Source organism: Jiulongibacter sediminis (assembly GCF_001306455.1).
Taxonomy (GTDB): Bacteria; Bacteroidota; Bacteroidia; order Cytophagales; family Spirosomataceae; genus Jiulongibacter; species Jiulongibacter sediminis.
Map to the genome: position 1 here is coordinate 409,606 of NZ_LGTQ01000005.1, position 18,507 is coordinate 428,112.

The 18,507-nt window shown below is 40.4% G+C and carries 18 protein-coding genes; 8 read left to right on the forward strand and 10 right to left on the reverse strand.

Annotated elements, in window-relative coordinates; genetic code table 11:
* The first annotated feature begins 12 nt into the window (after window positions 1-12).
* From AFM12_RS01760 to AFM12_RS01775, 4 genes are all read left to right on the forward strand, one after another.
* Window positions 13-507 carry a hypothetical protein gene (locus AFM12_RS01760; protein ID WP_055143556.1) on the forward strand — a complete coding sequence of 165 codons (495 nt, stop codon included), beginning with the start codon at window positions 13-15 and terminating at the stop codon, window positions 505-507.
* Window positions 494-991: a hypothetical protein gene (locus AFM12_RS01765; protein WP_055143557.1), complete on the forward strand. Its 498-nt coding sequence runs from the start codon at window positions 494-496 to the stop codon at window positions 989-991. The genes AFM12_RS01760 and AFM12_RS01765 overlap by 14 nt, the downstream gene beginning before the upstream one ends.
* A 20-nt stretch (window positions 992-1,011) precedes the next feature.
* Complete coding sequence (locus AFM12_RS01770; RefSeq protein ID WP_262489870.1) at window positions 1,012-2,181, forward strand: BaiN/RdsA family NAD(P)/FAD-dependent oxidoreductase; 1,170 nt, start codon at window positions 1,012-1,014, stop codon at window positions 2,179-2,181.
* Between the two features lie 102 nt (window positions 2,182-2,283).
* Window positions 2,284-3,144, forward strand: coding sequence for a tyrosine-type recombinase/integrase (locus tag AFM12_RS01775; RefSeq protein WP_055143559.1), 861 nt, complete (start codon window positions 2,284-2,286; stop codon window positions 3,142-3,144).
* Here the strand turns inward: AFM12_RS01775 and pdxA are convergent.
* Window positions 3,125-4,207 carry a 4-hydroxythreonine-4-phosphate dehydrogenase PdxA gene (gene pdxA / locus AFM12_RS01780; protein ID WP_055143560.1) on the reverse strand — a complete coding sequence of 361 codons (1,083 nt, stop codon included), beginning with the start codon at window positions 4,205-4,207 and terminating at the stop codon, window positions 3,125-3,127. The genes AFM12_RS01775 and pdxA overlap by 20 nt on opposite strands.
* 56 nt (window positions 4,208-4,263) lie before the next feature.
* On the opposite strand from pdxA, the gene AFM12_RS01785 reads away from it, so the two are divergent.
* Together AFM12_RS01785 and AFM12_RS01790 are read left to right on the forward strand one after the other, a co-directional pair.
* Window positions 4,264-5,202, forward strand: a complete 939-nt coding sequence (locus AFM12_RS01785; protein ID WP_055143561.1) for an NAD(P)-dependent oxidoreductase — start codon at window positions 4,264-4,266, stop codon at window positions 5,200-5,202.
* 25 nt (window positions 5,203-5,227) lie between these two features.
* Complete coding sequence (locus AFM12_RS01790; protein WP_055143562.1) at window positions 5,228-7,054, forward strand: PKD domain-containing protein; 1,827 nt, start codon at window positions 5,228-5,230, stop codon at window positions 7,052-7,054.
* Here AFM12_RS01790 and metH read toward each other — a convergent pair.
* Complete coding sequence (metH, locus tag AFM12_RS01795; RefSeq protein WP_055143563.1) at window positions 7,048-10,803, reverse strand: methionine synthase; 3,756 nt, start codon at window positions 10,801-10,803, stop codon at window positions 7,048-7,050. The genes AFM12_RS01790 and metH overlap by 7 nt on opposite strands.
* Window positions 10,804-10,945: 142 nt before the next feature.
* Between metH and AFM12_RS01800 the strand changes: the two genes are divergently transcribed.
* Window positions 10,946-11,413 carry an Lrp/AsnC family transcriptional regulator gene (locus tag AFM12_RS01800; RefSeq protein ID WP_055143564.1) on the forward strand — a complete coding sequence of 156 codons (468 nt, stop codon included), beginning with the start codon at window positions 10,946-10,948 and terminating at the stop codon, window positions 11,411-11,413.
* Window positions 11,414-11,418: 5 nt separating this feature from the next.
* Here the strand turns inward: AFM12_RS01800 and ybeY are convergent, their stop codons facing one another.
* From ybeY to AFM12_RS01825, 5 genes are read right to left on the reverse strand one after another with little or no spacing between them, the layout of a single operon-like run.
* Window positions 11,419-11,832, reverse strand: coding sequence for an rRNA maturation RNase YbeY (ybeY, locus tag AFM12_RS01805; RefSeq protein WP_055143565.1), 414 nt, complete (start codon window positions 11,830-11,832; stop codon window positions 11,419-11,421).
* Window positions 11,829-12,806 (reverse strand): DUF1028 domain-containing protein, encoded by a 978-nt coding sequence (locus AFM12_RS01810; RefSeq protein ID WP_055143566.1) that lies wholly within the window; start codon window positions 12,804-12,806, stop codon window positions 11,829-11,831. The genes ybeY and AFM12_RS01810 overlap by 4 nt, the downstream gene beginning before the upstream one ends.
* 6 nt (window positions 12,807-12,812) lie before the next feature.
* Entirely contained in the window at window positions 12,813-13,397 is a 585-nt protein-coding gene (locus AFM12_RS01815; protein ID WP_055143567.1) for a phosphatase PAP2 family protein, read from the reverse strand.
* Between the two features lie 41 nt (window positions 13,398-13,438).
* A complete protein-coding gene (locus AFM12_RS01820) occupies window positions 13,439-13,951 on the reverse strand; it encodes a DUF6691 family protein (RefSeq protein WP_055143568.1) in 513 nt (170 codons plus the stop codon).
* A 2-nt stretch (window positions 13,952-13,953) separates the two neighbouring features.
* On the reverse strand, window positions 13,954-14,520 hold the full coding sequence (locus AFM12_RS01825) for a YeeE/YedE family protein (protein ID WP_055143569.1): 567 nt from the start codon (window positions 14,518-14,520) through the stop codon (window positions 13,954-13,956).
* A 135-nt stretch (window positions 14,521-14,655) separates the two neighbouring features.
* Between AFM12_RS01825 and AFM12_RS01830 the strand changes: the two genes are divergently transcribed.
* Window positions 14,656-15,039, forward strand: coding sequence for a hypothetical protein (locus AFM12_RS01830; protein WP_055143570.1), 384 nt, complete (start codon window positions 14,656-14,658; stop codon window positions 15,037-15,039).
* 91 nt (window positions 15,040-15,130) lie between these two features.
* Here the strand turns inward: AFM12_RS01830 and AFM12_RS01835 are convergent, their stop codons facing one another.
* The 3 genes from AFM12_RS01835 to AFM12_RS01845 form a co-directional block, all read right to left on the reverse strand.
* Window positions 15,131-16,543, reverse strand: coding sequence for an MBL fold metallo-hydrolase (locus tag AFM12_RS01835; protein ID WP_055143571.1), 1,413 nt, complete (start codon window positions 16,541-16,543; stop codon window positions 15,131-15,133).
* Window positions 16,544-16,674: 131 nt separating this feature from the next.
* On the reverse strand, window positions 16,675-17,313 hold the full coding sequence (locus tag AFM12_RS01840) for a Crp/Fnr family transcriptional regulator (protein ID WP_055143572.1): 639 nt from the start codon (window positions 17,311-17,313) through the stop codon (window positions 16,675-16,677).
* A gap of 115 nt (window positions 17,314-17,428) precedes the next feature.
* The gene (locus tag AFM12_RS01845) at window positions 17,429-18,439 is read right to left on the reverse strand and encodes a vWA domain-containing protein (protein WP_055143573.1); all 1,011 of its coding nucleotides are present in this window, start codon (window positions 18,437-18,439) and stop codon (window positions 17,429-17,431) included.
* Window positions 18,440-18,507: the final 68 nt, after the last annotated feature.

Below are 18,507 nucleotides of genomic sequence, written 5' to 3' on the forward strand. Positions count from 1 at the left end.
AATTTGAAGAATATGAAAGGAAAAATATTGGCTGTTTTCATTTTGTTTTCCACAATCTATGGCATGGCCTGTACAGATCAGCCAGAGCCTCAAAATGTGGATGTCCAGATCATCAGCGGAGAGAATTTTGGCTTTTGTGTAGGTCCCTGCTACAGGGCGTTAAATCTTAATACCGGTGACACCTATTTGGAGCTGGAAGTGCGTTCCAGAGATAGCCGGGGCTCAGATTTGGCCGATACAACGATATACACGGATATGTTCTCTATGGCTGAATTAGAAGCTCTCAAAGAGGCTATACCTGATTTAGAGACCTTTTTTGCTCTGGAAGAGGTGTATGGGTGCCCGGATTGTGCTGATGGGGGGTCAGAGTTTATAGAAATAAATGATGGTTTAAAGACGCATCGCGTAACTTTTGAGTATGGAAGTTCTGTAAAAGAAATTGAGCCTATTATTGAATTATTAAGGCAGAAACGACAAGAGTTAATTGAGAAATATGAAGTTTATTAAAAGATATATATCCATTATTTTCCTGACGGGATTAGCTCTGTTTTCCTGTGAAAAGAGTATTACCAATCCCGGGAATTTAGTCATTGAAACAGGTACTAGTTTTGGAGAGTGTCTGGAAAACTGCTATCAATCTATCATCTTCAATACGTCTTCAACCGATATTGAGTTCGTGGTCAAGGATTATCAAGCCGCTAACGAAACGGGGATTCAAAGGTTTAACGATTCTTTCACCGAAAAAGAACATCAGGAGATTCTCGACGCCTTTGATTTTGAGGAGTTTTCTTCTTTGAGTGAAGTCTACGGTTGCCCTGATTGTGCCGATGGAGGAGCTGAATTCATTAAAATAACCGATAGAATGACAACCGGAGAACCATCGCATATGGTGACATTTGAATACGGAAAATCTGTGAACGGAATAGAAAAGTTAATTACTTTGCTGCGTAAGAAACGCGAAGAATTATCAAACCAATACATCAATCAGTAGATCGTTTTGATTTAGTCGTCATAGGTGGCGGAGCTGCAGGTTTTTTTTCGGCCATCAATACCCCTGAAGGCAGTAAGGTTCTGATTCTTGAAAAGAACAAAAGGCCGCTTCAAAAGGTAAAAGTCTCCGGTGGCGGAAGATGTAATGTCACGCATTTTTGCTTTGATCCTCAAAAATTAGTTGAAAACTACCCTAGAGGGAGTGACTTTCTTTTAGAACCTTTTGGCCGATTTGGACCTCAGCAAACCATTGATTGGTTTAACCAAAGGGGAGTTTCCATCAAAAAAGAAAGTGATGGTAGAATGTTTCCTGATACCGATTCTTCTCAGACGATTATAGACTGTTTTCTGAATGAAGCCAGAAGGAAAAAGGTAGAATTAAGACTTCTTTCAAAAGTATTGGATTTCGAGAATTCAGATGATGGATGGTTGGTCAGATTAGAGAATGAAGAAATAAGAACTTCAAAACTTTTGATTGCTACAGGAAGTGACAAACACATTTGGGAAAGACTTAAGGCAATGAGTTTGGATATCATTGAGCCTGTACCTTCCCTCTTTACATTTCATATTGAAGATTCGGCATTACAAGGTCTTACTGGTACTCCCTTTCCTGAAATAGTGGTTAGAACAAAAGGTCTTCAGTCCCGGGGGCCTGGCTTAATTACTCACTGGGGTATGTCCGGACCAGGAGTTTTAAAACTCTCGGCATTTGGTGCAAGAGTTTTTTTTGAGAAAGATTATTGTTTTGATATTAATGTTGATTGGTTACCCCGGTTTTCCGAAAGTGACATTATTAACGAGCTAAAAACTGAGCAAGCTTCTAATCCCAAGAAAAAAGTCAGAAACTTTACTCCATTGGGTCTATCAAAGCGATTTTGGGAATTCATTTGTAATAAAAGTCAGGTTTCAGAGCATCAAAACTGGTCAGAGACAGGTAAAAAGCATTTCAAAAGAATTACTGAATCACTGAAAAAGATGTCATTCGAGGTAAATGGTAAAAGCACATTTAAGGATGAATTTGTAACTGCCGGCGGAATCAGTTTAGAAGAAGTTGACCCAAAAACCTTTCAATCCATCAAGTATTCTGGTTTATACTTTGCGGGCGAAGTTCTTGATATTGATGCGGTTACAGGCGGTTTTAATTTTCAGGCTGCATGGACCGGAGGGTGGCATGTGGCATCTTCAATTTAGTGTAAAAACCGCTCAAGAAGATTTCGCAAATAAATTAGAATCATAACTTTTTGCAAAAGTGACTCTTTTATAGCTTTGCAGTAGCTAATCCAATAAATTGTAATGACCCACCTGATAGAGCGTTTCACCGAATATATGAAGTCCGGAAGGTACAATAGCCAGACTGTTGTAGCTTACAGAAATGCCATTTTCGTGTTCTATAACGCGGTGAGAGACATGCCTCAGTCTAAAATTACCGATGAATTTATCGGTAATTATCTCAAAGAGTTAACGGAAAAAAAGGATAAGAATGAGGCAATTCAGGCCGGAAAGGCTTTGAAACTATTCTATGAAGTAATTTTTAACAGAAAGCTTGGTATCAAGTCCACTGGAGAGGCGAAGGAGCAAAAACTGCCGGACATCCTCACCAAAGAAGAAATCAAAAAAATCTTATATGCCGTCACGAATATTAAGCACAAGGCGGTCTTGTTATTGATTTATAATACTGGGTTAAGAATTAGTGAAGCTATTCACCTAAAAGTTAATGATCTGGATTTGAACAAAGGAGTCATCAAAATTTGGAACAAAGGGCATAAGGATTACAGAGAACTATCTCTCGCTCCAAATATCATTGATTACATCAAAAGGTATTATGTGAAGGAAAAACCAGATGATATTCTTTTCCCCGGAGAAAAAGGTACTCCATACAGTTCAAGGAATGTTCAGTTGTTTTTTCAATCAGCCCTAAAAAAGGCTGGGCTCTCTGATAAAAACGCAACGGTTCATACCTTACGCCATTCGTATGCAGTCCATGCTTTGGAGGCTGGAATGGACATTCACCTGCTTCAATATATTTTAGGTCATAAATTCTTACAAACCACTGCTATTTACAATCAGTTGGCCAATATTGACTTGACGAAGCTTAGAAACCCCATTCAGGATATCAACTTGAACGAAGGAGAACTTAATTTTTCTCTTTATTAGCCTTGATGATTTTTTTGATCTCTACCGGAGAGATGGCATTTGAGGTTAGTTCCTCATTCAATCTACGATTTTTATAGATATCAATGGCTGCGAAAATGGCTTGCATCATAGAGCCGGGGTTGGCTTCATTTTTTCCGGCAAGATCAAAGGCTGTTCCGTGATCAGGTGAAGTGCGAACACCCGTAAGGCCGGCAGTGTAGTTTACACCAGAGTCAAAAGCTAGCATCTTGAAAGGAGTCAGTCCCTGATCATGGTACATAGCGAGTACAGCATCGTATTGTTTCCATTGCTGGGTTGCAAAAAAGCCGTCGGTAGGGAAAGGGCCAAAAAACAGATTACCTTTTGAGCGATATTCATTGACTACAGGTTCTATGATTTCCTCCTCTTCTTTGCCCAACATACCATTTTCACCGGCATGAGGGTTTAGTCCCAAAACGGCTATTTTCGGTTTTTGAATTCCAAAATCATTGATAAGGCTGGTCTTCATAAGATCCAGCTTCTTACTGATGCTCTTTTTATTGATTTGTTTTTTGACCTGCTCCAGTGGAATATGACCGGTAACCACACCTAATCTTAAATCTTCGCTTACCAGAAACATCAAAACATCTTCAACTCCAAAAGCATGGGCCAGAAACTCGGTATGACCTGGAAAATTAAATTCCTCTCCCTGAGTATTGTCTTTGGAAATCGGGGCAGTTACCAAAGCCTCAATGTAACCACTTTTTAGATCTTCTGTGGCTCTTTTTAAGGCTTGAAAAGCGAGTTGACCTGCTTCTTTTTTTACCTCACCCAAAGTCAATTCAAAGTTTGGTCCTTCGTAACAATTGACCAGATTAAACTTTTTTCGGTTAGCCTGTTTGGTGTTGTTAATGGTAAAAAACTGCCAGTCATGAAACCCTAACTCTGATTTGTATTTACTCAGATGTTTTCCTGAACCGTAAATAATAGGGGTGCATAGTTTCGTTATTTTTTGCTTTTCTAAAGCTTTTAAAATGACCTCTGGTCCTATACCGTTGATGTCTCCTGTTGTTATTCCAATTCTGGGAAGGAAATCGCTGTCCATGGGGCGTATTCTTGGGGTTTCTATAACTTTGCCAAAGTTACATAAAACTCCCTGTAATGAAAGTTTTGATTGTTGATGAAATGCACGAATCCATTGTGCATATGCCCGAAGAGTTAGGTCTTGAAGTTGACTATTTTCCTAATATTGCTTTTGAGGAAGTACTTGAAAAAGTTGGTGATTATGAAGGGCTACTTATCAGATCAAAATTTACAATCGACAAGCATTTTTTATCGCATGCGGGTAAACTTCGCTTTATTGGAAGAGCAGGTGCAGGGCTTGATCTCATTGATCTGGAGGCTTGCAAATCAGCTGGTGTGGATGTTTTTGGAGCCAATGAAGCCAATAAGGTGGCTGTGGCTGAGCACTTGATAGGGATGCTTTTGAGCTTACTTCACAAGATCAATATCGCTAGCAGGGAGGTAAAAAGCAGTCAATGGAACCGGGAAAAGAACAGGGGAGAAGAGCTTTTTGGTAAAACCGTGGGCATCATCGGTTTTGGAAATAACGGACAGGCTACGGCTGAACGCCTTTCTGCTTTTGGCTGTAAAATTCTTGCCTATGATAAATATAAATATGGCTTTGGAAATCATTTGATTCAGGAAGTTTCCTTAAAGAAAATTCAGGAAGAGGCAGAAGTTGTCAGTCTTCACATTCCGTTGACGAAAGACACTCTTAAAATGATCAATACTGACTTTTTCAATGCCTTCAAAAAGGATATCTACTTCTGTAATATTGCTCGTGGTGAAATAGTGGTTCTTTCTGATCTGGCCGATGCCCTGAAGTCAGGAAGGGTTCGCGGGGCTTGCCTTGATGTTCTGGAAAATGAAAAACTCAAAACTCTATCTCCCTCTGAAAAAGAGACTTTTAACTATTTATGCTCCCTTGATAATGTGGTACTTACACCCCATGTGGCAGGCTGGTCAAATGAATCGTACGTTAAAATAAATCAGGTTTTAAGGGATAAAATCAGGATGTGGTTGGAGCAGAATGTTTAAATTGAAGCCACAAACCTGATCCGACATGAAATTCACACTACTAGTAATAAGTTTAAAAGCTCTAATGAGCAGCCCTTCTGATTCTATTCCTTCTTCTCATGTCTTTTCAAGAAGCTTGGGGGAAAAAAAGACAAACAACGCCCCGGTGCCTCTGAGTACGGATATTCAGGTAGCTTATTTTAGTGCTTTTGAAAACAATTCTGTGCGAGTTGTTTTCGATGACGTCCGTCAAACGTTTTATGCCAATACTTTTGGTGGAGACATTTACCGAATCAGACTCGTTAACGGTGTTCCTCAATATCGGGAACTACTGGTTCCGACATCCAGTCATTTAATTAATAGAATGCAGGGTTTGCTCTACTTTGACTCAGCTATTTATATGGTTGGCAATGAGGCCGATGATGTTAATAAAAGGGGGAGAGGAAGGGTGATTAAAATAGCCATAAACCCAGATGGGAGTACGGGAGCTCATACCTATCTTATGGGTACTGAATACTACGCATCCTCTACAACTTTATTTGATCATGCTTTTAGTGCCATTTGTTTGAATAAGACAGAAGATAGTCTGTTTATCGCCAGTGGATCACGGACAGATCATGGAGAGATAAAGGACGTCGGTGGTTTATATCCAGGTTTGAGAGAAGAACCTTTGACAACTAAGATTTTTAGAATTCCCATTAACGCTTCCGGACTTTATTTCCAGAATAATGAGACCTGGTTACAGAACTCAGGTTATGTTTTTTGTGAAGGCGTACGTAACGAATTTGATTTAGCTCTTAATTCAAAAGGAGAACTTTTCGGAGTCGAGAACATGGGCGATAGAGATGATCCGGAGGAATTAAATCTTTTGAAAGAAGGAAGTCATTATGGCTTTCCCTGGCGTATGGGAGGGAATAACACGCCTCAGCAGTTTGTTGGATATGATCCAAGTCAGGACTTATTACTACCAGATGATCTGGCCTTTCCCGGAATCTTCCATAATGATCCGACTTTTCCGGCTCCGCCATCTGGTGTAACTTTCGTTGAACCGATTAAAAATATTGGGCCACATGCCAACTGGGTGAAAAATGCCACTACTGGAGTTTTTGAGCAAAGCAGCACTATTACGACTTTCACTGGTCACCGGTCTCCATTAGGTTTCAATCTCGATAAAGATAGTACCCTGGCCTATCCGTATAATGCGTCTGGTTTTGTACTGGCATATTCATCGGGTGGGGGTAGTCTTGGCTACCTTGATTCGGTTGATGAAGGTGCAGACCTGTGTCAGGTGAAATTCAATACCAATTTAAGCGGCAATTATGAGGTTTCTGTGACCAGACTAGCGGCTGGTTTTGATCGACCAACAGATGCGGTTATGGTCGGGTCGGATATGTTTGTTATTCAGGAAAACGGAAATATGTATAAAGTTACTTTTCCTGCTTTGCAAAACCCGATAGCTTCTTTTACCAATTCAGTTGATGATGGTTGCAAATTGAAAGTGCATTTTACAAATACGTCCCAAAATGGTCATGAAACAATACTTTGGGATTTTGGAGATGGGCAGTTTTCGACAGAAAACAATCCCGTGCACCAATTTAATATAGCGGGCGATAAGACCGTGACGCTCGCTGTTACAAATCCAAAAGGAACTGACACGATTCACATGACGGTAACCATTCCAGAAACCTTAAGTTTAGCCGGAAATACGATTACTCCTATAGTTTCCGGTGTTTCTAAGATTGAAACAAGTCAAACGCTATCTACTCCCGCTCAGCAAAGTTTATTTGCCGGGCAAAGTATTACCATGGAGTCTGGTTTTGAAGCTCAGTCAGGAACGGTGTTCAAATCCGAAATAGCTCAGGGGTGTCAATAATTCAACACCGGCGATAACCATTTTTCAGCTTCCTCGATGCTGACGCCTTTCCGTTTACAGTAATCTTCAATTTGGTCTTTACTGATCTTACCCAAGCCAAAATACTTGCTATCAGGGTAAGCATAATACAAGCCACTAACTGCTGAAACAGGCAACATGGCCAGACTTTCGGTTAGCTTAATGCCAATGGCATTTTCCGCATCAAGAAGCTTGAATAACTCACTTTTCAACGTATGATCAGGGCAGGCGGGGTAACCTGGTGCCGGTCTGATACCCTGATATTTCTCTTTGATAAGTTCTTCGTTATCAAGATTTTCATCATCAGCATAAGCCCAGTACTCTTTTCTGACTTTGCTATGCAATAGCTCTGTGAAAGCTTCAGCAAAACGATCAGCAAGGGCTTTTACCATGATGCTATTATAATCGTCATGTTCAGCTTCGTATTTTTTGGCTATTTCATCCGATCCGAAGATTCCTACGGCAAATCCACCTAAATAATCTGTTTTCCCTGAAGAAACCGGTGCCGTAAAATCTGCTAAAGAAATATTGGGAAGGTTTGAGCCTTTTTTGCCTTGCTGACGAAGGTGATGAAATTGACCAATAACTTTGTCAGTTTTCGGGATATATATCTTATGGTCATGGGCAAGGGATGAACAGCTCGTGCTGTGCCCCTCATCATTCACTTCAAAATCGTAAACCAGTTGAGTATCTTTGTCGTCAACATTGGAGGGCCAGAAACCAATGACCGCCTTGGCGGTAAACCATTTCTCGCTGATGATTTTTTTCAACATCGCTTGAGCATCTGCAAACAGTTTTTGTGCTTCTTTGCCTACAACTTCATCCTCAAGAATACGCGGATATTTTCCGTGCAAATCCCAAGATTGGAAAAACGGAGTCCAGTCTATAAATTCTGATACTTCTTTGAGGGAATACTGCTCAAAGACCTTTGTTCCCAGAAATTTAGGTTTTGTAATCGATTCATTCTGCCAGTCAATTTGAGTCTTATTCGCTCTGGCCTCTTCAATACTTATATAAGTTTTTGTCGTCTGGCGACTGTTATAATCCTCTCTGAATTTCTCGTATTCAGCTTTTTTGTCCGTAATGTATTTTTGGCTTTGCTCTTTACTAAGCAACGAACTGGCAACAGGAACAGATTTTGAAGCATCCAATACATGAACTACTGGTCCACTATAATAAGGATCGATTTTAACCGCTGTATGTACTCTGGAGGTTGTAGCTCCGCCGATCAATAAAGGAATTTTCATTCTTCTTTTTTCCATTTCTTTGGCCACATAGACCATTTCATCAAGCGATGGAGTGATCAAGCCACTCAAGCCAATCATGTCAACCTCTTGCTTGACCGCCTCATCGAGGATTTTCTCGGCCGGCACCATCACACCCAGATCTATAATTTCAAAATTATTACAGGCTAAAACTACTCCTACAATGTTTTTACCGATATCGTGAACGTCTCCTTTGACGGTAGCCAGTAAAATTTTACCGTTGTTCTTCGCGGTATTTCCAGTTTTTAGTTTTTCTGCTTCAAGGTAAGGTAGAAGGTAAGCTACAGCTTTTTTCATCACTCTCGCAGACTTTACTACCTGAGGGAGAAACATTTTTCCGCTACCAAAAAGATCACCAACCACATTCATACCGTCCATTAAAGGACCTTCAATAACATGTAATGGCTCCGGATATTTTTGACGGGCTTCCTCTACATCTTCATCAATAAACTCAACGATACCTTTTACCAAAGCATGTTCAATTCTTTTTTCAACCGAATGGCCACGCCATTCCTGAACAGCTTTTTCAGTAGCTCCGCCCTGATCTTTAATGCCCTCTGCAAAGTCCAGAAGTCTTTCTGTGGCATCGTCTCTACGATTGAGAAGAACATCTTCAACCAATTCGAGCAAATCTTTTGGAATATCATCGTAAACCTCGAGCATAGATGGGTTTACAATTCCCATGTCCATACCAGCTTTTCTTCCGTGATAAAGAAATGCGGTATGAATAGCTTCTCTTACCTTATTATTACCTCTGAATGAGAAGGAGACATTACTCACCCCGCCGCTGACATGAGCGTGAGGAAGATTTTCCCGAACCCATTTTGTAGCTTCAAAAAAGGAAATTGCATTGATTTTGTGCTCCTCAATTCCGGTAGCTACCGGGAAAATGTTAAGGTCAAAAATGATGTCTTCAGGTGGGAAATTGACCTTATTTACCAAAATGTCGTAAGACTTTTTGGCTATTTCTATACGGCGTTGGGTATTATCAGCCTGACCGTCTTCGTCAAAGGCCATTACAATTACAGCGGCCCCGAATTTTTTAATAATATTGGCTTGACGGATAAACTCTTCTTCCCCGGCCTTTAAGGAAATGGAATTGACAATTCCTTTTCCCTGAACACATTTCAACCCTTCTTCAATAATCTCCCATTTAGAAGAATCTACCATAACAGGAATACGGCTGATATCAGGTTCCGAAGCCATCAAGTTGAGGAAGGTTTTCATGCTCTCTATGCCATCAAGCATACCTTCATCCATGTTGACATCGATGACATTGGCTCCACCTTCTACCTGATCTAAAGCAACAGATAAGGCTTCTTCAAATTGCTCATTTTTGATCAATCTCAGGAATTTTTTGGAACCGGTAACATTGGTTCTTTCACCCACATTTACAAAACCAAGTTCTTTGGTTAACGTTAATGGCTCCAAACCAGACAAACGAAGTAGTTGCTCAGGTTGAGATTTTACCCTCGGTTTATATTCAGCGGCAATACGAGCAAATTCAGCAATATGAGCTGGAGTAGTACCACAACAGCCTCCCAGAATATTGACATAGTCTTCTTCCAGAAATTCTCTGATTTGCTCGCCCATGTACTCTGGCGATTCGTCGTACTGTCCCATTTCGTTAGGCAGACCAGCGTTTGGATAAACACTGACATAGCAGCTGGCAATCCGTGACATTTCTGCCAAATAGGGCTTCATTGCCCTGGCTCCCAGAGCACAGTTAAGGCCGATGGACAAAAGATTGCCATGCTTCAAAGAATTATAAAAAGCCTCTGTGGTTTGTCCTGTTAACGTTCTTCCTGATTGATCGGTGATAGTACCAGATACCATCACAGGTATGTCAAAATCAGGGTTTTCTTTTCTTTTTTCTTCAATGATTAGTTGAGCAGCATATAAGGAAGCTTTACTGTTCAAGGTATCTGTTGAAGTTTCCATGATAAGGATATCAGCTCCACCATCAATCAAGGCCTCGGCCTGTTCTTTAAATGCGTCTACCAGCTGATCAAACGTAATGGCCCTATAACCTGGATTATTTACATCAGGTGAAAGGGAAGCCAGTTTTGTTGTTGGTCCCATAGAACCACCAACAAAACGAGGTTTATCTGGATTTTTTGCTGTGTATTCATCTGCAGCTTTTCTTGCCAAAACAGCACTTTCATAATTGATTTCTTTGACAAGATGCTCCATTTTATAGTCTTCCATTGAGACCCAATTGGCACTAAAAGTGTTGGTCTCAATGATATCAGCACCTGCTTCAAGGTATTCTTTGTGAATAGCAAGAATAACATCAGGTCTGGTTAACGACAGTAAATCATTATTTCCTTTCACATCATGCGGGAAATCTTTGAAACGCTCACCGCGATAATCTTCGTCAGTAAGTTGATATCGCTGGATCATGGTACCCATGGCACCATCCAGAATTAAAATTCTTTTTTCCAGTTCTTGTTTGATATCGGGCATACTTTTGGCTTCGTTTATAATGCGTGGCAAAGATAAGATAAAAGATAAAAAACGAAGTATTATTAAAAGAGAACAGATAAATTATCTACCAAATATTGGTTTTGCTGTGTGAATTATCTAAAATTGAAGCAAAGATAGTGTTATGCCAAAGTTCGACGAAACCGACCGATTGATTCTGAAATATCTTCAGGAGGATGCCAAATTAACAACTAAGGAGTTAGCCGGCCGCCTGAACCTTTCTCCCACTCCTGTTTATGAGCGGGTAAAACGACTTGAGAGTGAGGGCGTTATCAAAAAGTATGTGGCTGTAATAGACAGAGAAAAGGTAGGGAAAGACCTCATGGTGCTTTGCAATATCCGTCTCAAAGAGCACGAGCAAAAAGCGGGAGCCAAGTTCGTCAAAGAAATTACAGAATTGCCTGAGGTGGCTGAATGCCTCAATATTTCAGGCGATTATGACTTCCTCATCAAAGTCGTGGTTTCAGACATGCGTGAATATCAAAGTTTCATCATGAATAAACTCGCCTCGCTGGAGAATATCGGCAGCACCCAAAGCATTTTTGTGATGGGAGAGATTAAGAATGAGAATATGTATTTGCCGGAACTTTAATCAGGTTAAAATAAAGCCAGGCTCTTTTCCTCCATCTCCCGCATCCGTTTTTCGTCCTTTTCTGTTTTATCTTTATACCCACATAGATGAAGCAGGCCATGAGCCAAAACACGTCTTAATTCTGTATCAAAAGGAGAATTATAGGTCTCTGCGTTTTCACGAACACGTTCAATGCTGATGAAAATATCGCCTTCAATGATTTCTTCTTCCTCAGAATTATCAAAGGTGATGATATCTGTGTAGTTGTCATGATTGAGGTACTCCATATTGATTTCATAAAGACCTTCATCGGTCATAAAGATATAATTGAGTTCCTCAATTTTGAACCCCTCATTCTGAGCAACAGTTTCAAGCCATTTCTCAATTTTTGATGGGTTATCCAGTTCAAAATCAATGTCTTCTGCGTGGAATTCTATCATTTTGTTAATTGATTAAAAGCTTCGTCTGAAACATTGAGCAAATTAACTTTTGGGAGTCTTTTAGTTAGTTCTCTCCAGTTTTCATCTTTTTGATAGACTTCTTTCAGCATTTTGTCTGCCTTTTCAATATCACCATTATTCGCAAGGGTAATAGCCGTCCAATATTGCATTTCTAAGTTGTCAGGGAACATCTGCATAGCAGCATTATAGGCTTTCATAGCATTCTCCATCTCACCGGTTTCCACGTACAAATCTCCCGCATTCATATACTCGTAAGCCCGTTGAACGTTGAGAAGTCTGGCTATTTCAACAATTGGATTTTCATGATCATCTACCCTTAAATCAACGATATAATCATCGTTCCATGGCTCACCGGTGCTTTCAACTTTGACTACCCGAATAGCGGCCGATTGTTTTCCACGAATATCACCTCCTTCGTTCTGAGCAGCCTGTAAGGCAAGTAAAATCCGCTCGGCTAATGACTGACCTTTAGAGGCTTCAAAGGCTTTTGACATAGCCTCAGGTACCGTTTTGTTGAGCATCATATTGGCCTGAACCGAATAATTCTCTCCGGTAATATGCCCTGCATAATCCACGCAATTGGTTCCGGTATGTGTGGCCACATTGCCATAAATGTCAATCATGCCTACCTGTCTTACCTCACGCCCCTCGTCCGCCGTAAGAAGCGTATTCAAGGTTTCAACTGCAGAAAGTCCGTTTTCCATCATTAAAAGGCCTTTTGGGCCGAACGACTTATTGACAAATGACTGGGTAGCCACAACACCGGCCCCTGATTTTGCCCATGCCACTACGTTTCCGACACTAAACCAATGACTTTGCACCCCAACACCCATTTCGCCTGTTGCTGTGTCAATTGCTACAATAGAAAACGTATGAGCAAGTCCATCTTCTTTTTTGAAAAACTGTGCCTTTGTGAGCAAAGGAAGCAAAAAGAGTAGAATGATTTGTTTCATAATTGATTAGACAATGAAGTGAAAAACAAAACCTGAAAATAAGCCTAAAAGTGTTCCAACCACAATTTCAGGGAAAGTATGTCTGCCCAGCTGAACTCTGCTGTAAGCTATTGCCATAGCAAAAAACAGCATGCTAAACGCATAGGTATTTTCAACGCTGACCAGCAAAATGGCAATAAAAAAAGAAACGGTGGTATGCATTGAAACTTTGAGTTTCTGGTTTATGATAAAACCACCAATGGTCAAAACCATACTGGCCCATACCCCTGATTTGACCATCCAGGAATAATCCTGAAAATAGAGGTATCCCACCAGAATTAGCTGTAAAACAATGATGACCGGGTAAAGTGAATTACGCTTTTTACGTTCAGAGACATCGAAATTATGATAATCTCCTTTTTTCATTTTGTACAGGATGTACAATACGACTGGCACAACGAAAACACCGAGGGCGGTCAAAGTCAGCTCAATTGCTTTTTCTTTACCGAATTCTTTAAAATTGACCAGAATAACAAAAACACTGACCAACAAAACCGGGTGACCCACAGTTGAAACAATGTTGGACAGTGTTCTAAGAATTTTGGGAGGCAAAGGCTTTTCTGTTTACGGCCCGAAGATAAACCTAAATCTGCTTAATGAGGCAATTTGTGACGGAATCTGCCATAAACCCACACTCCAGCTATTGCGGAAATAAGGGTGAACACAGTGGTAACGAAACCTGCACCAATTTGAGCATAAATAGGGCCCGGGCATGCTCCGGTAAGAGCCCAGCCAAAACCAAATAGCAGGCCTCCGAAGATTTGCCCCTTTGAGAACTCTTTAGGTCTTATACTAATCTGTTCACCGTTTAGTGCTTTGACTTTGAATTTCTTCAAAAGCCATACGGAAATAATGCCTGTAAGCACTGCAGAACCAATAACGCCATACATATGGAAGCTCTGAAACCTGAACATTTCCTGAATTCTAAACCAGGAAATGACTTCGCTTTTGATAAGTACTATACCAAATAAGAGCCCACCAATGATGTATTTAAAATTCTCTATAAAACGCTCAAATCTGGAATATTCATGAGGTAACTTATTACCAGGGATGTGTTCTTTTTCCCATTTTGAGGTTTCCTGAACAGTAATATCTGAGTGCTGCATGATTAAAACAGTTTAAAGATGAATGGGAAGAAAAGATGGGTCATCATAAAGCCACCGATCATGAAACAAACGGTTGCTACCAAAGATGGCCACTGGAGATTTGACAAACCCATAATGGCGTGGCCCGAGGTACATCCACCGGCATATCGGGTACCGAAGCCAACTAAAAAGCCTCCTAAAATGATAAAGAAGAAGCCTTTCAGTGAGAATAACTCGCTTAGGGTGAAAATGTCAGAAGGTAATAGCCCATTAAAATTATTAACCCCGAGGGCTTTAAGCTCAGCGATGGTTTGAGGATTAAGGTCTACATCGGCACCGTTACTTAAAAAGTTAACAGCCACAAAAGCCCCAATAATAATTCCGGAAGCAAAAAAGAATATCCATTGCTCTTTTTTCCAGTCATATTGAAAAAACGGAACCTTACCCGGAATCACGGCGGCACAGAAATGCCGCATGCTGTTCGATATACCGAAGGTTTTGTTTCCCAGGATGAGTAGAAGTGGAATGGTGAGCCCAATAACCGGCCCTGCAACATACCAGGGCCATGGTTTTAAAATATTCTCTAACATATCAGTGGTTTTAAATAGTACTCTAGTGGTTTAGTAGAGTAAACTAAAGCCCGTTAAATAAAGTTCAAAAACTATTTTCAAGCCTTTTAAACTAAATTCAGTTTTAGAGAGTCTTGATATGTATACAGCTAGATTATGAGAGTCGGGATATTAGCGCTTTTGGTTCTTTTTGCCTTTGGATGTAAGGGTGATGATGTGGACCCTGATTTTGGTACAGGAGATGTCAGGATCAGGATATGGAATGACACGGAGTATGTTATGAATGATATTTTCGTGGATACCGGTGGCGGAGAGAATGATTATGGTGAGCTTTCTTCTTTCGATAAGTCTGTATATATGCGATACAACTCGGCTTACCGATATGCTTTTGTGTCATTCAAGATCAAAGGTAAGGCATACACTATACAACCCATTGACTATGTAGGGGAGGAGCCTCTGGCTAAGGGGAAGTATACCTACAGGCTTTCAGTGGATAACCTGAATTCCACTTATGCCATTCTCGAATTTATTGAAGATTAAGACCATTTCGGAAGACTTTTAAATGAAGTCATAAAAAAACGAGCTTGAAACCAAGCTCGTTTTTAATATACAGGATTAGAGAAAAAAAGGTCTAAAGCATTGTTTTGGGTTCGACATACTGCGTGAGGTCAAATTTATTAGTGCCTTTAAGGGCTGCGAAACCTCCGTTAATGTTGACTACCTCGTCAAAGCCTCTTGATTTCAGAATGGATGCCATAATCATCGATCTGTACCCTCCGGCACAATGCAGGTAATATTTCTTATTGTTTTTAAGTTCAGCCATATGCTGATTGATAAAATCAAGAGGGAAGTTCTCAATACCAATAATGTGCTCTGAGTCGTATTCACTCTTTCTTCTGATGTCAAGTACATCAAGGTTTTCATTCGAATAGAAAAGCTTGGCAAAGTCATTTGCATCAATTGTTTCGATGGAATCTATGTCTTTGCCTGACTTTTTCCAGCTATCAATTCCGCCATCAAGGAATCCAATGGTGTGATCATATCCAACTCTTGATAATCTGGTTACGGCCTCTTCCTCGGTACCCGGTTCAGCAATCAAAAGAATTTTTTGCTGCAAATCAGGAATCAAAGTGCCTACCCAGGTGGCAAAAGTACCATCAAGGCCAATATTGATAGAGTTTGGAATAAAGCCAGTCGCGAATTTATCCGGGTCTCTTAGGTCAAGCATTAGTGCTTCTGTTTCTTCAGCAGCAGCCTCAAAAGCTTCGGGACTCAGGGCTTGTAAGCCTCTTTCAAGTACTTCATCAATACTTTGATACCCCATCTTGTTCATCACCGCATTTTTTGGGAAATATTGTGGCGGAGCAACCAGTCCGTCAAGTACGCTTTCTACAAATTCCTCCTTTGTATTGGCTTGAAGGGCATAGTTAAATTTACGCTGGTTGCCTAGAGTGTCTGTGGTCTCTTTGCTCATGTTTTTACCACAGGCAGAACCGGCTCCATGGCCCGGATAAATTATTACACTATCCGGCAGTGGAAGAATCTTGTTCTGAAGGCTGTCATATAAATGTCCAGCAAGGTCTTCCTGAGAGAGGTCAGATTTCACCGCCAGGTCAGGGCGACCTACATCACCAATAAAAAGGGCATCTCCTGTAAAAACTCCATTTTCAACCCCATTTTCATCAATCAGTAAGAATGATGTTGATTCCATAGTGTGGCCAGGAGTGTGCAGGACTTTGATTTTAACATTTCCTAATGTGAGAATTTCGCCATCTTCTGCAATATGAGCGGCATATCCCGGTTCCGCAGTAGGACCAAAGACAATAGTGGCTCCTGTTTTGTTTGAAAGATCAATATGGCCGGAAACGAAATCAGCGTGGAAGTGCGTCTCTAGCACATACTTTATTTTGGCATTGTCTTTTTTTGCTCTCTCGATATATGGAGCAGACTCTCTAAGTGGGTCGATAATTGCTGCCTCACCATCTGATTCGATATAGTAAGCGGCTTCGGCTAAACAGCCGGTGTAAATTTGTTCTACTTTCATTTTTGAAATAGGTTTTTAGTTATAAAACAATCATTTCAAAGCTCTTCAGCGAGCTTGTAGAACAAATTTGGCGATTACCCCCGATGCATTAAAGTGACATCAGTTACATAATCAGGGTAAAATGAGGAAGGTCATAAAAGTTGAACTTTGTTACGTGAAAGTTTAACTTTTCCGATTTTTTCGAGTTGCTTTAGCAAACGGGAAACCACTTCTCTTGAGGTTGCCAGCTCATTGGCTAACTCTTCATGAGTGGCGTACAAAATGTGTGAACCTCCTGTGAGCTCAATTTTCTTTTTGATGAGGCTCAATAGTCTTTGATCAAGCTTATTAAAGGCGATGCAATCGATGGTTTCAAGCATGTCCTCAAAACGTTTCTGATAGGTATTAAATACGAATTGTTTCCAGCTGGGGTACTGGCAGATCCAGTCATCCACTTTTTCGTAGGGTAGCGAAATGAGTTTTACATCTTCTTCCACCTGAGCAATAATTTCACTGGTTCGGTCTTGTACACAGCAGGTTAAAGACATAGCACAGCTGTCCATGGCTGAGATATAGTAAAGCAAAACCTCTTTGCCATCTTTATCCTGACGCATGATTTTTACAGAACCTTCTAATATGATTGGGGCAAAACGAATGTAACCACCCGGTCGCATTAAATAGCCCCCGGCTTTCATTTCCATGTAATTGCCTACCTCTTGCATTTCTTCAAGAAGCCCTTGTTCAAATAGACCGCTGAAGCGTTCCTGGTAAAATTCTATATCTAACTGCATGTATTATCTTATTCTACTCAATTTACAATAATAGTGATTTGATCAATCTATTAACAACAGGGCAAAAAAAAAGCTCCCGTTCTCAGAACAGGAGCTAGAATAAATATCCTTTTGATTACCTAATTGTTTGTATCTCAAATTTAAGTTTCGCCGGGGTGTTTCTTGGAATAACCTGTTGGTTTCTGAGGTATTCTAAGCTATAAACATTTGAAATAACTTTTGAGAATTTCTCAAAAACGCCCTTTGCCTGAGCAATAGTTTTAGGGAAACTGGCTGAGCCACCGTTACCAGAAAGTTTTGTCAGGATGGACTGATCTACACCACCATCACCATCTAAACCAATAGCAAAGCTACTTATCGTGTAGTCTTTATTCGATTTGATTCGGTTCAGGAGGTAGTCAACGTTCACGTTTGGAGAAGAATTATTATCGGAACCATCGGTGAACACAAACAGAACCTTACTTTGAGAATCAGAATCCTGAAGCATGTCAATACCAAGGTCTACAGCATCGTACAAGGTGGTGAATTTACCTTGAGTAAGACCATTAACATAGGTTTTCAGATCCTCGCGATTGGTAGTTAAGGGATGACTTCTTACATCATCTGCAAAGTCAACAACTCCCATTTGAACTACAGATCTGTCATCAAAAACCTTATCAATGAAATCGTTGGCATATTGTTTAATCGTGCTGAAGTCTTCGCCCAATGATTCAGAACGGTCAAGAACTAAAACAACCGAAATGTCTTCAGACTGGGTAAAGTCCATGGTAAACTCAATATCTTTTTTCCACGCTCCATCTCTAAGCTCGTAAGCGGTGATGTTTTCGATATTATAGTTGTTTTGATTCTGATCAATAATTCTGAAGTTATCAATCTCTACGGTTGTAAAAGAGCTTCCCTCAGCACGTCCTTCAAAGGTCTTGCTGAAGTCAATTTTGATTTCTCTTGATGTATTGATTTCATCAAACCTTATTTCCGGGTTTCGACCGGTGGTATTCCAAAAGTCCAGATAAATTTCAAAATCACCTCCCGGTTGTGGATCATTTCCACCTCCACAAGACACTGCAACAAAAGTAACTGCTAAAAGAAAAGCCCGCAGAATGGCGGAATTCTTGAAGAAATTCATGGTAAAAATGTTTTAGTTAAGCACGTTTTTGTAACGATCAATCTCTGCAAACAGTATCTGTCTCCTTA

Coding starts and splice junctions, on each gene's coding strand:
- AFM12_RS01760 (WP_055143556.1), top strand. CDS start 13: ATGAAAGGAAAAATATTGGCTGTTTTCATTTTGTTTTCCACAATCTAT.
- AFM12_RS01765 (WP_055143557.1), top strand. CDS start 494: ATGAAGTTTATTAAAAGATATATATCCATTATTTTCCTGACGGGATTA.
- AFM12_RS01775 (WP_055143559.1), top strand. CDS start 2,284: ATGACCCACCTGATAGAGCGTTTCACCGAATATATGAAGTCCGGAAGG.
- pdxA (WP_055143560.1), bottom strand. CDS start 4,207: ATGGACAGCGATTTCCTTCCCAGAATTGGAATAACAACAGGAGACATC.
- AFM12_RS01785 (WP_055143561.1), top strand. CDS start 4,264: ATGAAAGTTTTGATTGTTGATGAAATGCACGAATCCATTGTGCATATG.
- AFM12_RS01790 (WP_055143562.1), top strand. CDS start 5,228: ATGAAATTCACACTACTAGTAATAAGTTTAAAAGCTCTAATGAGCAGC.
- metH (WP_055143563.1), bottom strand. CDS start 10,803: ATGCCCGATATCAAACAAGAACTGGAAAAAAGAATTTTAATTCTGGAT.
- AFM12_RS01800 (WP_055143564.1), top strand. CDS start 10,946: ATGCCAAAGTTCGACGAAACCGACCGATTGATTCTGAAATATCTTCAG.
- ybeY (WP_055143565.1), bottom strand. CDS start 11,832: ATGATAGAATTCCACGCAGAAGACATTGATTTTGAACTGGATAACCCA.
- AFM12_RS01810 (WP_055143566.1), bottom strand. CDS start 12,806: ATGAAACAAATCATTCTACTCTTTTTGCTTCCTTTGCTCACAAAGGCA.
- AFM12_RS01820 (WP_055143568.1), bottom strand. CDS start 13,951: ATGCAGCACTCAGATATTACTGTTCAGGAAACCTCAAAATGGGAAAAA.
- AFM12_RS01825 (WP_055143569.1), bottom strand. CDS start 14,520: ATGTTAGAGAATATTTTAAAACCATGGCCCTGGTATGTTGCAGGGCCG.
- AFM12_RS01830 (WP_055143570.1), top strand. CDS start 14,656: ATGAGAGTCGGGATATTAGCGCTTTTGGTTCTTTTTGCCTTTGGATGT.
- AFM12_RS01835 (WP_055143571.1), bottom strand. CDS start 16,543: ATGAAAGTAGAACAAATTTACACCGGCTGTTTAGCCGAAGCCGCTTAC.
- AFM12_RS01840 (WP_055143572.1), bottom strand. CDS start 17,313: ATGCAGTTAGATATAGAATTTTACCAGGAACGCTTCAGCGGTCTATTT.
- AFM12_RS01845 (WP_055143573.1), bottom strand. CDS start 18,439: ATGAATTTCTTCAAGAATTCCGCCATTCTGCGGGCTTTTCTTTTAGCA.